Below are 15,409 nucleotides of genomic sequence, written 5' to 3' on the forward strand. Positions count from 1 at the left end.
TATAATGCTACGTTTGAAAAGTTTTTATAGCTTATGACTTTTCAATTTCGGCAAATCCATATCTTTAGTATAATTGCGTAATTCTATGCCCTCCCAACTTTGGCCTTATATTACCCCTGGTATTCCTGATGAACTGTTCGAGCATTTGCCAGGAATTCCCCTGAGTCAGCGAGAAGTCCGGCTACTGTTAATTGCCCAACTGCGACTAACATCAGATTCTGTATTGTGGGATATTGGCGCAGGGACAGGTACAATTCCCGTAGAAGTTGGGCTATTGTGTCCAAAGGGTCAAATTATTGCTATAGAAAGAGATGAAGAAGTAGCTAACCTGATCAAGCGGAACTGCGATCGCTTTGAAGTGAAAAACGTCGAAGTCATTGAAGGTAGCGCCCCAGAGTGTTTACATGACCTCAAGGTTGCTCCTCACCGCGTTTGTATTGAGGGAGGAAGACCTATCCAGGATATTCTGCAAGCAGCATGGCATTATTTGCCACCATCCGGTCGGGTTGTAGCTACAGCTGCTAATCTAGAAAGTCTGTATGCTATTTCTCAAACCTTTTCTCTGTTAAGGGCTAGAAATATCGAAGTTGTTCAGTCTGCGGTTAACCGCTTAGAAACGCGCGGCTTTTCTCAAACCTTTACTGCCGTTGATCCCATTTTTATCCTCAGTGGTGAGAAACTGGATTAGAGAATGGGGAATGGGGAATGGGGAGTAGAGAGCAGGGGAGGCAGGGGGAGCAGGGGGAGCAGGGGAAGAAGAACTATTGATTATTGACCAATACCCCATGCCCCATGCCCAATGCCCCATGCCCAATGCCCCATACCCAATGCCCAATGCCCAATATTTAATACTTCTATGCCTTGGTCTCGGATTATTAGTGGAATTGTTGCGATCGCTCTTGCTCTTTCTGTTACCCTTTTGGGTGGCTGGTACTTTACCATCATGTTTGCGGTTGTCATCTTTTTGGGTCAACAGGAATATTTTAATTTGGTGCGAGCCAGAGGCATCGCTCCCGCCGCTAAAACCACTATGGCTGTCAGCCTATTTTTGCTAGTAATTTGTACCATTGATGGCAATTTAGCTGACGCTGTGATGCCATTAGCTGGCACACTTATCTGTTTTTACCTGTTATTTCAGCCCAAATTTGCCACGATCGCTGATGTTTCTGCTTCTATAATGGGGCTATTTTACGTAGGTTATTTGCCAAGTTACTGGGTGCGATTACGAGCAATTGATAGTGCCGTTTTTAGCAATCTACCTTTCGGGGGTTACTGGCCTACAACGTGGACAGACTTCTGGGAAAAGGCAAGTTCTGCTTCTTTACCACAAGGTTTTACAGCAACAATGCTGACTTTTTTGTGTATTTGGGCAGCCGATATTGGTGCTTACACCATTGGCAAATTCTTTGGGAAAACCCGTCTGTCTGAGATTAGCCCGAAGAAAACTGTAGAAGGTGCTGTATTTGGCATTACTTCAAGTGTTGCTGTAGCCATAGCAGGAGCCTACTATCTCCACTTGCCCAGATCCTTGTTGACTGGTTTAGCATTGGGTTTGTTGATTGGCATTGCTAGTCTTTTAGGGGATCTTACCGAGTCTATGCTCAAGCGTGATGCTGGAGTCAAAGATTCTGGACAATTAATTCCCGGTCACGGTGGTATTTTAGACCGTACTGATAGTTATATTTTCACAGCACCTTTGGTTTATTATTTTGTGACACTACTGTTGCCGCTACTATAGAGCTTTTGGGATGAGTTCAAAAGAGGCAGGGGGAAGGGAGCAGGGAGCAGGGGGAGAGATGGTGCAATTACCACTTCCACAAGGGTTTCAAGCCTCTGCATTGATGTATCATTTATATATGGGATTTCACCCTAGGTTTGAGTCCCCTGACCCTTTTGCTCTTATTCTCATCATCCTCTGAGAGGCACTAGGTCATTTAAAATAGGGTATTAACGCCGTGTGCAACTTATTCTTAGAACTCCACTTCCATTCCTCTCCCCGAAACGGCTACGGTGTACACACAAGTCTTATAAAGTTGTTTAACAGTGTTTCGATCCCCCCTAACCCCCCTTAAAAAGGGGGGAAATTTCTTCAAGTCCCCCTTTTTAAGGGGGATTTAGGGGGATCAGATGATTTGTGTGTACACCGTAGCCCCGAAACGGAGAGAGACTTTGATTTTTGCTCCCCAACGCTAGCAGGGAAGGGGCTGGGGGTTAGGTTTGAAAGAAAGTTGCACACGGCGCGTATTTAGTATTTTTTAATTTTTCACGATCAAGGATTAACGTTAATCTGACCCCTACACACCAGTTTGCCTGGGATCAACGTTAGTTCTTGGATATCGACATCTGAGCCAAGATCCAGATTGTACTCATGATTGTCGTCTAATATATCTCCCTCGTGGGGATTGATTTTTATTTGTGTCAGTTGCAACTCATGCCCACTAAGTAACTGTAAGCCGCCCAAACAAATCTCTAGAGGCATTGTTTCAGTATTGGTTACTCTCAAGCCTCGCAGTATAATTTGATTGTTATCAAGGATAATTTCTTGCCAGTTTATTGGTTGTGACTTTGGGAAATTTGTTGGTAAAACTTTAACCAGCAAATCGCTCAAAGCAGTTGATAATAAGTCAGATGAGAGAGAAGTATTCAAATCATTCTCGTCTACGATCAAATCGCCAACCACTGATACTGTTTCTAACAGTCGTAATGGCTTTCCCTTAAGTACGGAACCAATGTTTATCTGAATATTTTCTGCCGTTAATTGAATTTGTGTAATTAGGAGACCTTGATAAACTGCATGAGTAGCAAAAATAGATACCAAGGGGATACGCCCAGAGAGAAGTTGGCGATCGCTTGCTTTAATCTCCACTTCTAATTCTGATATTTGGCTCACTTGCGCTCTTAACCAGAGCTTTAGGGCTTTTGTGAGTACCTGCGTAATTATGCGGATTTTATTTGCATTTGTCGTTTGAGAATTTTGCTCTGGCATCTAAGCAATCGGTTTATGAGTATTTGCTCAACAGCTGGACAGAAATTAAACAAGTCTTAAATGTAACATTTATGCCTACTCGCTACAAAATGCAAATATCATTTAATTGTTAACAGTAAATAAGTAATTCCAGATGGAGGAACGGTTACAAAAAATTCTTGCTCAATGGGGCATCGCCTCACGTCGTGAAGCTGAAGAAATGATTAGGCACTCACGGGTGCAAATCAATGGGGAATTGGCACATTTGGGTCAAAAAGTTGATCCCCAAAAAGATGCGATCGCAATTGACGGTAAAACTGTATCCGAAAAGCAGCGTCCGGCTTTAATATATCTATTGCTACATAAACCTGCGGGAGTAGTTTCGACTTGCTACGACCCTCACCGAAGAACAACAGTCCTGGATTTACTACCGAGAAAATTACGGGAGGGTTCAGGTATTCACCCAGTTGGGCGTTTAGATGCAGACTCAACGGGAGCATTAATCCTCACAAATGACGGAAATCTGACATTTGGACTAACCCATCCCCGCCATAGCATTTCCAAGACATATCATGTTTTGGTCAGAGGACATCCCCCAGAAGCAGTACTGCAAATGTGGCGTGAGGGTGTGATGTTAGAGGGTAGAAAAACCAGGGCTGCTAAGGTACACCTAATAGAACATCGTGCCGAACAAAGCTTTTTAGAAATAGTGTTGCAGGAGGGAAGAAATCGCCAAATCCGCCGGATAGCTCAACAGTTAGGATACCCAGTAATCAAGCTGCATCGAACTGCTATCGGCCCAATTCAATTACAAACTCCAAAAGAACCCTTATTGTCAGAGGGTAAATATCGTTCCCTCAACGATCATGAAATTCGCTTTTTGCAAGATCAGATAACGCAACCTATTAAAGATTCAGTGGAGTTAAGGAGTGTCAGTAGGCATGAAATGGCTAAGAAAGAAGAATAATCACCAGCCATCGCTTTCATTAGAGCAACAACGAACCGAAAAGTTGGCAGAATTGGGCGCTCAACTTTGGGCTTTGCGTCAAGAACAGGGTCTATCTCTAGAGCAAGTGGTTGTATTAACCAGAATTCCTCAACGATTATTGCAGGCGATCGAAGAAGGTAATATAAACGATCTCCCAGAACCAGTCTATATTCAGGGTTTGATCAGGCAATTTGCCGATGCTCTAGGCTTGAATGGAGTAGAATTTTCTGGCACTTTTCCGATCAGTTCTGCACAATTAAATCCTCAAGGTATGGGGAATACTTCACCCATTAATCAACTACGTCCGATTCATCTTTACTTTCTTTACATATTGCTAATCGTATGCTCTGTAAATGGGTTGTCTCAGTTATTAAATAACGCGGTACTACAAGCAAGTAATAGCCAAAACCAAATATACCCAAAACAAAAATCCATTGTTAACCCAGAGCCAACCCAACCAAAAGATTCCCTAAAAGTTCAACCTGTCAGTAATCCCGTTGACGGCGGACAAGAGGGACAGGTTGTACAAATTGGTGTCACTTTGAAAGCGTCATCTTGGATTCGCGTCATAGCCGATGGTAAAACCGAGTTTGAGGGTATTCTTCCAGAGGGAACTCACCGGATTTGGAAAGCTCAAGAGCAACTGACAGTGAAAACTGATAATGCTGGTGGTGTATTGATGAGCGTCAATCAGGAGAAAGCTAAGGAAATGGGAGAGCCAGGGAAAGAGGAAGAAATTAGGATTGCTGCCAAGCCTAATGTTTTGAGATAAGGGAGAAATAAATTCAAAATTTTACCCTTACAAGGAAGCAAACTAAGCGCAGCGTGTCGCAGACAATAAAAAGACTAGGGGAGATGAGAGGCATGAGGAGGACAAGGAAGACAAGGAGGCATTTACTCCTCCCTCTTCCTTGTCTCCCTTGTCTCCCTTGTCTCCCTACTCCTTAATTTTCTTGCGGGGCGCGTCCATTAAGTCTGGTAAGAACTTTTAAGCGATCGCGTAATTCATCTCTCAAGGCTTCTGCTTGATAGCGCCACCCCCAGTTACCCTCAGCAGTACTAGGAAAATTCATCCGCGCTTCGTTTCCTAATCCCAAAACATCTTGCAAGGGAATAATCGCTTGATTAGCTATAGAACTCAAAGCTAGGCGAATTAAATCCCACTGGATGCCTTCAGGACTAATAGAACCTAAATAAAGCCATAAGTTATGCTTTTCGTTGTCATTAGCTGAATTGAACCAGCCTACAGTTGTGTCATTATCGTGAGTGCCGGTATAAACTACAGCATTTCGCGGGTAATTGAATGGTAAGAATGGATTACCGGGATCAGAACCAAAGGCAAACTGCAAAACCTTCATTCCAGGAAATTCATACTTGTCTCGGAGCGCTTCTACCTCTGGTGTAATTACTCCCAAATCTTCTGCCAAGACAGGTAGCTTGCCCAACTTCTCCCTAATCGCTGCAAAAAAAGCGTCTCCAGGTGCTTCCACCCATTTACCATTCATGGCAGTTTCTTCACCTTTGGGTACTGACCAATATGCCTCGAAGCCTCGGAAGTGGTCAATGCGAATTATATCGACATAATCTAGCATTGCTTCAAAGCGTTGCACCCACCATTTAAAGTCTTGTTTTTGTAATTCCTCCCAGTTATAAACTGGGTTGCCCCACAATTGACCGGTGGCGCTAAAGTAATCTGGTGGGACTCCCGCCATTTGAGCAGCAACTCCAGTCTCTTCGTCTAAGCAAAAGATATCAGGATGTGCCCACACATCAGCACTATCGTGAGATACGTAAATAGGGATATCGCCGATAATGTCAATACCGCGCATGTTGGCGTAGCTTTTCAGGTCTGACCACTGCCGGAAAAACTCAAATTGGACGAACTTGTAATAAAAAATATCTCCCTTGAGCCGATCCTCTGCTTGAGCTAAAGCTTCGGGTTTACGCTTGACAAATTCGGCTTCCCATGTATGCCAGCTTGCACCATTATGGTCATCTTTCAGTGCCATAAATAAGGCGTAATTCTCTAGCCAGTAGGCTTTGCTGTCGCAAAAACCTTCAAACTCTTTCTGCTGGATAGGCGTAGCATTGGATCTAAAGTTTTCACAGGCTTTTTTGAGTAGTCCAATCTTAATTGGCACAACCTGGTCGAAGTCTACCTTTTCTACCGGAAATCCTGGTAAATGAGCAAAGTCTTCTTCAGATAGCAGACCCTCATCTCGTAGTTTTTCTGGGCTAATCAACAGAGGATTTCCTGCCATTGCCGAGTAGCACATATACGGGGAATTACCATATCCAGTGGGGCCCAGGGGTAAAACTTGCCAATATTGTTGATGGGTATCTTTGAGAAAATCAATAAAGCGATAGGCTTCTAAGCCTAAATCTCCAACGCCAAATCGACTAGGAAAGGATGTAGGATGCAGCAAAATACCACTGGATCTAGGAAAAGGCATAAGTAACCTGAATTATGAGAAAGAGCAATTGTTTGATGCACACGCTACGCGATCGCCCAAGGGGCAGTGGCAAAGCCAACGCATCGAATTTATCACGGAACAGTATTTGCACGGTAAATCAAGTAAACTCATTTTGATTGTCATTTGTCCTTTATCATTTGTCCTTTGTGAATAACTAATGACCAATGACTAATGACCAATGACTAATGACCAATGACTCATAAATATGACTTACCGAAATCCTGCACCGACAGTTGATATCATCATTGAACTAGTAGATCGACCTCATCGGCCAATAGTGTTAATTGAAAGACATAATCTACCTTTAGGTTGGGCTATTCCGGGTGGGTTTGTAGATTATGGGGAAGCCGTGGAAGTGGCGGCCCGGCGAGAAGCTGAAGAAGAAACGGGTTTGCAGGTGGAATTAGTTGAACAATTACTGGTGTATTCTGACCCCAATCGCGATCCGCGTCAGCATACGATTAGCATTGTATTTTTAGCGACAGCTACGGGGGAACCCAAGGCTGGGGATGATGCCAAGGGTGTAGGCATTTTTGAGTATTGGCGTGTGCCTGGTAATTTATGTTTTGACCACGATCGCATTTTGCGCGATTATTGGCGATATCGGCATTATGGGATACGTCCAAGGTTGGGGTAAGAGGGACGAACCGCCAAGACGCAGAGAGCGCAGAGAGAAGAGGGGAGAGGAATATCTGGAATTCCCCAACATACAGTTTGTGTTAACGTTCTGTAGGAATCGGTTGGTGTTGGGAAGATGTCAAAGCCAAGATTCTAAGGCTAAGGTTTGCACCTGTTGTATCCTTTGAAAATCGCTGTTTCCTGAGACGACGGTGAGTTTATAGTGCAGAGCGGTTGATGCTATCCACAAGTCGTTATCGCTAAAACCCAAATCTTGAACTGTAAACTTTCTACGTTTTGCTTTATCTTTGGGGCCAAAATGTTTGACAATTTCTCCTTTGAGGCTACCGTAAACATCGGCAACTCCTCCACTAATGGGATAAAGATCAATGGTTTGGAGAGAAGTTTTGCCAAAGCGAAGATTTGCTTCTTGTTGAGAAGACTTTTGCACCATGTAAAGGAGTTCGCCTTGCACAATAACGCTAGTTGCAACCCCTAAACCAATGTGTTCTTGTAATTGTTTGGCTGATATAGACTTTACAGCAGCATCTCTTCAAAGTACAAACCTTATAAAAACATTTCTCCAAGGAGCGAATTTAGAAAAAGTTAATTTGCGATGGGCAAATTTAACCAAGGCAAATTTGGATGGAGCAAATTTGATAAGGGTTGACTTAACTGGGGCAAATATCTATCGAGCAACCTTTAAAGATGCTGACCTAACTGGTGCGATAATGCCAGATGGAGAAGTTTACAAACCGATCGCTTCTCAGATGGAAATCGGTAAACAGGAAACATCGTTAGAGAAAGTAATATCTATGACCCGTAAAGTAATTAATACTGATAACGCACCCGCACCAGTGGGCCCTTATAATCAAGCGATCGCAGCTTCAGGTCAATTTTTATTCATCGCTGGGCAAATTGCCATCGATCCCCGCCTTGGTGATGTCGTCTACACTGATGATGTCAAAAAGCAAACTGAGCAGGTATTAGCTAATCTTGAAGCCATCCTCACAGCAGCCGGAGCAACTTTTGAAGATGTGGTAAAAACCACTGTATTTCTAGCTGATATGAATGATTTTGCGGCGGTGAATGCTGTATATGCTAAATATTTCCCGGAAAATACAGCCCCAGCGCGGGCTTGTGTACAGGTATCGCGCTTACCTAAAGATGTGTTGGTAGAAATTGATGCGATCGCTGTAATTAGCGGTTAGTACCAATACACTTACAAAAGAAGCCTACAACTCTACAAATAAACTAGGCTTTCTTATTGACTTTTTTTATTAAAAGCTATAAATCTTTTTTAGGAGTTAATTAAAAATTAATTAGCAAAAAAACTGAGAAAACTTCCTAATGGAGAGTTGCAAATGAGTGTGAGGACAAAGAGCTTATTAGGCGCTGGCGCAGCATTTGCAGTGCTTACAGGTTTAGTAGTCAGCACAGTAGGGGCTATGCAGGCAACGATCGCCAACCCCACCGCTAATCAACAAACACCACGCTTACTTGCCCAAGGGCTGAAGACTTTAACAATAGTTTTTCCCAGTCGTGCTGATTCTACAGACTTGCAAAATAAGGCAAATGCGGTAGGAGTTTTTTTATCCAAAGAGTTAGGAATTCCAGTCGTCGCCCAAGTTGGTGATGATACAGCTGCTGTGGAAGCTTTGAGAGCAAATCGGGCTGATGTCGCTTTTTTAAGTAGCCGTCCAGCTTTGAAAGCAAAACAATTAGCAAATGCCAGCTTGTATCTAGCCGAAGTTCGCTCCACTTATTCTGGAAGATACACCTATAGCTCAACATTTGTTGTCCCTAAGAATAGTCCCCTAAAAACTCAAAATTCAGCTAAAGCCACTTTAGAACAACTGCGGGGCAAGAAAATGGCTTTTACTTCCCCTACTTCTGGCTCTGGGTTTATTATCCCTGTCGCTGAGTTGGTCAAACAAAAATTTGTACCCAACCGCGATCGCTTAGATGATTTCTTTGGTCAAGTTTCTTACGGCGGCAATTACAGCAAAGCCTTGCAAGCAGTTGTGCGCGGTCAAGCTGATGTGGCTGTTGTGTCAGAATATGCCCTGAATCCACCTTATATCACCGCCGAAGAGAAGAGTAAGTTACGGGTTCTGCACAAAATTACTGGTGTACCTGCCCACGGTATTGCCATTGATGATGATGTTCCAGCCCCAACACGGGAAAAAATCATCAACGCTTTACTGAAATTAAATCAGTCGCAAAATAATAAGTTGTTAAGCGACTTGTATAATTCCACAGAATTAGTGCGAATTAATCACGATCGTCACCTAGCAACTATCCGTGAAGCTCTGCAAATCGCTGGCATTGAACCATAATTTAGTTAACAGTTATTCTAGTAAACATCTTGAATAACTGTTAGCAGATGTTTTAAAAGTGGTCGCCTGTAATCTTAGGTACTTCTAGATCCCCCCTAACCCCCCTTCAAAAGGGGGGAACCGGAATCAAAGTTCCCCTTCAAAGTCCCCCTTTTTAAGGGGGATTTAGGGGGATCTAAAACGTTTTATTACCGACCAAAGAAGTTTTAAAACATCCTCTTAGCAGATAAACAAATTTCTATGAATGATTATGTTATTGAGTGTCATAACCTAGAGACAGCTTATACTGCTTCTCTCAATCGTCCTATTCTCAACGGGATTAATTGCCAGATTAAACGCGGTGAATTTGTCGTTTTGCTGGGGCTAAATGGTGCTGGTAAATCTACATTACTACGATCGCTAGTTGGACTAGTGCCATCAGTGAGAGGAGAATTGCTCGTCAATAATGTTGAGATGAATTCCCGAACACTGCCAAAAATTCGGCGCGATGTTGGGATGTTATTTCAAGGTGGTGGATTGATTCGGCAGTTATCAGCACTGGAAAATGTCTTATGCGGATGCCTTGGTAAAAGAACAACTTGGCAAACACTGTTGGGATTTTCCAAACGCGATCGCTTGTTGGCACTAAATTTATTAGAACAGTTAGGACTCTTAGAGTTAGCTTTTCAAAAAACCAGTCAATTAAGTGGCGGACAGCAACAACGAGTAGCGATCGCCCGGACTTTAATTCAATCACCGCAAATTCTTTTAGTTGATGAACCTATCACTGGCTTAGATGTTGTGGCATCGCAACAAGTCATGGAAACTCTATCTGAATTGCACACTCAGCAAGGTATGACTATTGTCGCAGTTTTGCACGATTTGGGAATCGCAGAAAAATACGCCCAACGAGCGATCGTCTTAGATGCTGGACGCGTCGTTTACCAAGGACTTTGTGACAACTTACAAGCTCAATTTGCTAAAGTTTCCGCTTGAGTAAGATTTGATTTAAACCGCGTCTGTTTTACCCCACCCTAACTCTCCCCGATTCATTGGCTACGGTGTACACACATCTCTATACAAAACCAAAATCGTGTAGATCCTCCTAAATACTCCTTAAAAAGGAGGACTTTGAGAGGTTTTTGCCCCCCTTTTTAAGGGGGGTTGGGGGGATCAAAAGGCTCTGGGGCAACTCTAGAAGACTTGTGTGTACACCGTAGGGAGATTAAGGGGGGTAATTAATTTGACTAATCGCAAAGACTACGCTTCTCAACCTAGATGAGATTTAATACAGTATGAGTTACTTTTTTAAGTCAAAACGCTTACGCTTCTACCCTTGGCTGAGTTCTCTACTCATCTCATTAATTGTTGTGGTAGTTTATGGTTGGGCTTTGCGAGGACTCAAACTCGATTTTGAACTGCTAAGTTCTAGCTGGCCATACATCACCGATTTTATTACTCGGTTATTTCCTCCCGATTGGAAAGTTTTAGATATTGCAGTTAAGGCATTAATTGAAACTGTACAGATGTCTTTATGGGGAACTACCATTGGAGCCATTCTTTCTGTACCCATTGCTATAGCTAGCGCCAGTAATGTTGCACCTGGGTGGTTGCGATCGCTAGCTAATTTACTGCAAAATACTGTACGTTCTGTCCCCTCAATTATTCTGGGGCTAATTTTTGTTGCCGCCACTGGCTTAGGCGCACCAGCAGGAACTTTAGCTTTGGGAATCTACACCATCGGCTACCTTGCCAAATTTTATCAACAGGCAATTGAAGCGGTTGATCCGCGTTCTCTTGAATCCTTGCAAGTTATCGGAGCCTCCAAGTTACAGATTGCTCAATACGGCATTCTCCCGCAAGTGCTACCTTTGGGATTGGGTTACACTTTTTGGATGTTTGAATACAACATCCGTGCTGCTTCTGTCTTGGGTGTAGTTGGTGCAGGTGGTATTGGCTTTCAGTTAAAAAGTTACATCGACGGGTTCGAGTACACCAAAGCCACAACCATGATGTTAGTGCTTTTGGTAGTCGTCACAGTAATTGATGCTTTTAGTAGCCAATTACGTCATCGGCTCGATTCTATGTAACGAATTCTGGCGTTAGCGTATCTTGAAAACTAATGCGATTGCTTCTGTAACTTTGGGAATACTGAAATTAAGTACCCTATAGGAGTATTAAAAATGGCAGAAAATCGCATCAGTGCCAGTTTAGCCCCAGCAGACAAGAAAGCAGTAATGGAGGCGATCGCTACAATTAGAGAAAAGTTACCGTTTTTAATTGATTTGACTACTGAAGACCGACGCACCATAGTCAAGATGGGAGATAAAAGTCGGGCTTTTGTTAGCAAAGCCTTAGAAGTGGCGACACAGAACCCTAATTTTTTGCCTCGTTATTTTGATTTAGAAGAGATGCGCCGGGACTTGGAAATATATGAAGATTTATATCCGGTGCTGTTGTCTCTAACCCAACTGCAAGAACTGGTAGATGATACCTGTATTGCGGCTGGTAGTGAAGCTTATGCAGCAGCCTTGGCAATTTACAACTATGCCAAAGCTAGCGGTGATGTTACAGGTTTAGATGCAGTCATTGATGAGATGGGACGCAGGTTTAGCCGCCGTTCTAAGAAAAAGAAACCCGAAGCCGCAGCCAGTTAAAGCCTGAGATAGACGATGCCTGCGGCGGGTTGCGCCTACGTCGCAGTTATAAATTTGGGCAAAATACACGTTACTCGTAGGGAAGTACACCTGTGCTTCCCTACCGTGTTTTCTATCTAAATTACCAATTTGAAAAAAGAATCCGACAAATAGACCATTTGTAGAGACGCGATGAATCGCGTCTTTACCCAAGGATATATTGCAATCATCAATTAAAATGGTATAAAAATTTTTGCAACCCACGCAGGCGGGTTTTATTTGTGTAGCCGCGACTTCTAGTCGCCAAGGCATTTTTGAGCCTTTGAACCTGACAGTTGAGCCTTTGAGCCTGACGATTGAGCCTCTGAGCCTGACGATTGAGCCTTTAAACCTGACAGTTGAGCCTTTGAGCCTGATGATTGAGCCTTTTATCCTCAACCTTAAGCCTTTGAGCCTGACGATTGAGCCTCTGAACCTGAAAGTTGCGCCTTTTAGCCTCAACGTTGCGCCTTTTAGCCTCAACGTTGCGCCTTTTAGCCTCGAAGTTGCACCTTTTAGCCTGAGATTAGAAGTTTATTTAGATAAATTGTTAAATTTACTACTGGTTTTCAGAAAAAATCTAATAAAACCTTGTTGAAATATATTAACTCAGTACATCTACCAGCGTCATACAGCAACTATGAGCAATACCTCTGGATTTTCAGTCAGCAAACCTGTTGCATTATGGAATAAACCCATTAAAGCTGACTTTAAAGAACTATTTAAATCACTAGGAAAAGGTGCGATAAATGGGGTTTTGGGTCAGTGGGGAGAGGTAGCTAAAGATGCTTTGGAAGCTACAACAGCACTAGGTTTATCAGCAGCACCAGAGGAAGTTGCTTGGTTACTAATTTACCGTTCTTTGGTAGAAGCAATAGTGAGTTTGGTAAAAGGAAATCAAGAATTACTGTTTGAAGAACCAAACGAGGGCGATCTTGAGCTATTGTGCGATCGCCTCAACGATTCCCTAGAAAGTATAGAATTGCGTATTGACCAGGATTTTTTTAGCCGTCCCAAAGATTTGCCGATTCTGGAAGCGATTAAAACTGCTTTTGCCGACTGGTTAAAATACTTTAGCGTCAATCAAGCACAGGCACTAACAATTAGTCATCGGCTTCCTACCTATTTTGTGTTTGCTTTACATGAAGAGTGGGCAAAACATCCAGAAAAATATGCTTGTTTAAAAGAAGAACTGGATACCCCCTTTACTCAAGCCAATGAACGGGAACAGTCATGGCAGCGTTATTTAGCTTGGCTACAAAAACAGGTTGAAGAACCGATGCTTTTAGAAGCTTTTGGTTTAAAACAGGTTTATGTTCCTTTACACGCCTACTATAAGCAGAAAGTTGGGGGCGAAAAATCAGAAGAATTTGAACGCCGGGTGAGAGAAGATGAGAAATATCAGCGAATTGTTCTTGATTTAGAAACTGAACTAGAAGCTTGGTTAGAAAAAGGCGATCGCAATGATGCCATTAGAGTGATTAGTGGTGGCCCAGGAAGTGGTAAATCTTCCTTTGCCAAAATCTTTGCAGCTAACCAAGCCGAAAAAGGAAAAATTCCGGTTTTGTTTATTCCTTTGCACCATTTTGAACCCTCGGAAGACTTAGTTGAGGCAGTTGGTAAGTTTGTCCGAGATGATGGCTTTCTCAGACATAATCCACTAGATAAAGATAAGGCTGATTCACGCTTACTGATTATCTTCGATGGTTTAGATGAGCTTGCCATGCAGGGTAAAATTGCCACTGAGATTGCTCAACAATTTGTGCGTGAAGTTCAAAGAAAAGTAGAGCGGTTTAATGGGCGTGAAACTTGCTTACAAGTATTAATCGGCGGTCGAGAATTGGTAGTGCAAGCAAATAGTAGCGACTTTCGCCAACCACAGCAAATCTTGCATATCTTGCCTTACTTTGTTACTGAATATGAGAGAACCAATTACATTGATGATCAAAACTTATTGCAGCAAGATCAACGTCAGATTTGGTGGCAGAAATACGGCAATGCTAGCGGACGGGCTTATGATTGCTTACCAAAAGAGTTAAACCAAGATAACCTGACAGAAATTACTGCCCAACCGTTGCTGAATTACTTGGTAGCATTGAGTTTCGACCAGCAAAATAAATTTCCTACAGACGGCAACCTGAATGCAATTTATGCAAATTTGCTCACAGCAGTTTATCAGCGCGGCTGGGCTGGTTATCAGCATCCGGCTATTCGTGGAATTGAGGAAAAAGACTTTGTTCGCATCCTCGAAGAAATTGCTTTAGCTTCCTGGCATGGAGATGGACGAACAACAACAGTCAGAGAGATTGAAGCCCATTGTGAACACAGTAGTTTAAAGAGTCTTTTAGATAAGTTTCAAGAAAGCGCCAAATTAGGCGTAACTCGTCTTTTGACTGCCTTTTATTTTCGTGAGAGTGGAGTTAAAGAACAGGAAAAAACTTTTGAATTTACTCACAAAAGTTTTGGTGAATATTTGACAGCAAAACGCATTGTGCGAGAAGTTAGACTCATTCATAAAAAGCTGAAGGATCGCCAGGAAGATCCAGATGAAGGATGGGATGAGCGCGAGGCTTTAAAAAGGTGGGCAATTCTCTGCGGTGCATCCCCTATGGATGAATACCTTTTTAAGTTTGTTGCGGATGAAATGCCTTTACAGAATGCATCGGATGTTGGCAATTGGCAGCAGACATTATGCCATCTGATTGGTTTTATGTTGCGTCATGGAATGCCGATGGAACGCTTGAATCCCAGACCTGATTTTCAAGAAGAAAATAGACAAGCACGAAATGCAGAAGAAGCGTTGTTGGCTGTCTTAAATGCTTGCGCTAGAGTGACAAAGACAGTTTCAAAGATTCAATGGCATACTCCTGAAACTTTTGGTGTCTGGATTTCCCGATTGCAAGGGCAAAGAATCAATACTTATACAAATGTGTTTTGCTTGAATTGCCTGAGTTTTTTGGATTTGCAAAACTGTATTCTCATCTGCCAAGATTTTTACCAAGCGAACCTTGAAGGAGCGAACCTTGACAGAGCGAACCTTGACAGAGCGAACCTTGAAGGAGCGAACCTTAAAGGAGCGAACCTTGAACAGGCGAATCTTAAAAGGGCAAGTCTTAGAAACGCATCTTTTGACAAAGCCATTCTTCGAGGAGCTGATCTTCAAAGAGCAGATATTGATGATGCATATTTTACGAATGCGAATCTTGAAGGAGCAACTTTTCTTGAAGTGGCAACTTTTATAAATGCGTATCTTGGAATAGCGAATTTTTACGGGGCGAATCTTCGAGGAACGATTCTTGAAACCAAGGACTTAACAGACTTGAATGATAATTCAGGTTCAAACTCAAGTGATTAAACTAGATCAGCATTGG

The 15,409-nt window shown here is 42.7% G+C and carries 15 protein-coding genes and 1 pseudogene; 13 read left to right on the forward strand and 3 right to left on the reverse strand.

Annotation, left to right across the window (positions count from 1 at the left end):
* The first annotated feature begins 85 nt into the window (after positions 1 to 85).
* Together cbiT and IQ274_RS17755 are read left to right on the forward strand one after the other, a co-directional pair.
* Positions 86 to 688, forward strand: a complete 603-nt coding sequence (cbiT, locus tag IQ274_RS17750; protein ID WP_114084477.1) for a precorrin-6Y C5,15-methyltransferase subunit CbiT — start codon at positions 86 to 88, stop codon at positions 686 to 688.
* A gap of 168 nt (positions 689 to 856) precedes the next feature.
* Positions 857 to 1,738, forward strand: coding sequence for a phosphatidate cytidylyltransferase (locus IQ274_RS17755; RefSeq protein WP_194143030.1), 882 nt, complete (start codon positions 857 to 859; stop codon positions 1,736 to 1,738).
* A gap of 531 nt (positions 1,739 to 2,269) precedes the next feature.
* Here the strand turns inward: IQ274_RS17755 and IQ274_RS17765 are convergent.
* A complete protein-coding gene (locus IQ274_RS17765) occupies positions 2,270 to 2,986 on the reverse strand; it encodes a DUF2993 domain-containing protein (RefSeq protein ID WP_163934526.1) in 717 nt (238 codons plus the stop codon).
* Positions 2,987 to 3,119: 133 nt separating this feature from the next.
* Between IQ274_RS17765 and IQ274_RS17770 the strand changes: the two genes are divergently transcribed.
* Both IQ274_RS17770 and IQ274_RS17775 read left to right on the forward strand, forming a co-directional pair.
* A complete protein-coding gene (locus IQ274_RS17770; protein WP_163934529.1) occupies positions 3,120 to 3,932 on the forward strand; it encodes a pseudouridine synthase in 813 nt (270 codons plus the stop codon).
* Positions 3,907 to 4,725, forward strand: a complete 819-nt coding sequence (locus tag IQ274_RS17775) for a helix-turn-helix domain-containing protein (protein WP_163934532.1) — start codon at positions 3,907 to 3,909, stop codon at positions 4,723 to 4,725. The genes IQ274_RS17770 and IQ274_RS17775 overlap by 26 nt, the downstream gene beginning before the upstream one ends.
* 172 nt (positions 4,726 to 4,897) lie before the next feature.
* On the opposite strand, the gene malQ is transcribed toward IQ274_RS17775, so the two are convergent.
* Positions 4,898 to 6,406 carry a 4-alpha-glucanotransferase gene (gene malQ / locus IQ274_RS17780; protein ID WP_163934535.1) on the reverse strand — a complete coding sequence of 503 codons (1,509 nt, stop codon included), beginning with the start codon at positions 6,404 to 6,406 and terminating at the stop codon, positions 4,898 to 4,900.
* 28 nt (positions 6,407 to 6,434) lie between these two features.
* Here malQ and IQ274_RS17785 point away from each other — a divergent pair, with 28 nt between their 5' ends.
* Both IQ274_RS17785 and IQ274_RS17790 read left to right on the forward strand, forming a co-directional pair.
* Complete coding sequence (locus IQ274_RS17785) at positions 6,435 to 6,581, forward strand: hypothetical protein (RefSeq protein ID WP_163934538.1); 147 nt, start codon at positions 6,435 to 6,437, stop codon at positions 6,579 to 6,581.
* A 51-nt stretch (positions 6,582 to 6,632) separates the two neighbouring features.
* A complete protein-coding gene (locus IQ274_RS17790) occupies positions 6,633 to 7,064 on the forward strand; it encodes an NUDIX domain-containing protein (protein WP_194143011.1) in 432 nt (143 codons plus the stop codon).
* A gap of 120 nt (positions 7,065 to 7,184) precedes the next feature.
* Here IQ274_RS17790 and IQ274_RS17795 read toward each other — a convergent pair whose 3' ends face one another.
* Positions 7,185 to 7,520 carry a type II toxin-antitoxin system VapC family toxin gene (locus IQ274_RS17795; protein ID WP_322745240.1) on the reverse strand — a complete coding sequence of 112 codons (336 nt, stop codon included), beginning with the start codon at positions 7,518 to 7,520 and terminating at the stop codon, positions 7,185 to 7,187.
* Between the two features lie 97 nt (positions 7,521 to 7,617).
* Here IQ274_RS17795 and IQ274_RS37740 point away from each other — a divergent pair.
* From IQ274_RS37740 to IQ274_RS17830, 7 genes and pseudogenes are all read left to right on the forward strand, one after another.
* A pseudogene (locus tag IQ274_RS37740) lies at positions 7,618 to 8,256 on the forward strand (Rid family detoxifying hydrolase); the annotation flags it as partial.
* A 153-nt stretch (positions 8,257 to 8,409) separates the two neighbouring features.
* A complete protein-coding gene (locus IQ274_RS17805) occupies positions 8,410 to 9,384 on the forward strand; it encodes a phosphate/phosphite/phosphonate ABC transporter substrate-binding protein (RefSeq protein ID WP_194143013.1) in 975 nt (324 codons plus the stop codon).
* 240 nt (positions 9,385 to 9,624) lie between these two features.
* Positions 9,625 to 10,359, forward strand: a complete 735-nt coding sequence (locus tag IQ274_RS17810) for a phosphonate ABC transporter ATP-binding protein (RefSeq protein ID WP_194143014.1) — start codon at positions 9,625 to 9,627, stop codon at positions 10,357 to 10,359.
* A 299-nt stretch (positions 10,360 to 10,658) separates the two neighbouring features.
* Positions 10,659 to 11,453, forward strand: a complete 795-nt coding sequence (gene phnE, locus IQ274_RS17815) for a phosphonate ABC transporter, permease protein PhnE (RefSeq protein WP_163934552.1) — start codon at positions 10,659 to 10,661, stop codon at positions 11,451 to 11,453.
* A 93-nt stretch (positions 11,454 to 11,546) separates the two neighbouring features.
* Positions 11,547 to 12,020 (forward strand): hypothetical protein, encoded by a 474-nt coding sequence (locus IQ274_RS17820; RefSeq protein ID WP_194143015.1) that lies wholly within the window; start codon positions 11,547 to 11,549, stop codon positions 12,018 to 12,020.
* A 232-nt stretch (positions 12,021 to 12,252) separates the two neighbouring features.
* Entirely contained in the window at positions 12,253 to 12,636 is a 384-nt protein-coding gene (locus IQ274_RS17825; RefSeq protein WP_194143016.1) for a hypothetical protein, read from the forward strand.
* A gap of 42 nt (positions 12,637 to 12,678) precedes the next feature.
* Entirely contained in the window at positions 12,679 to 15,393 is a 2,715-nt protein-coding gene (locus IQ274_RS17830) for a pentapeptide repeat-containing protein (RefSeq protein ID WP_194143017.1), read from the forward strand.
* Positions 15,394 to 15,409 lie beyond the last annotated feature (16 nt).

It is taken from the genome of Nostoc sp. LEGE 12447 (assembly GCF_015206985.1).
GTDB lineage: Bacteria > Cyanobacteriota > Cyanobacteriia > Cyanobacteriales > Nostocaceae > Nostoc.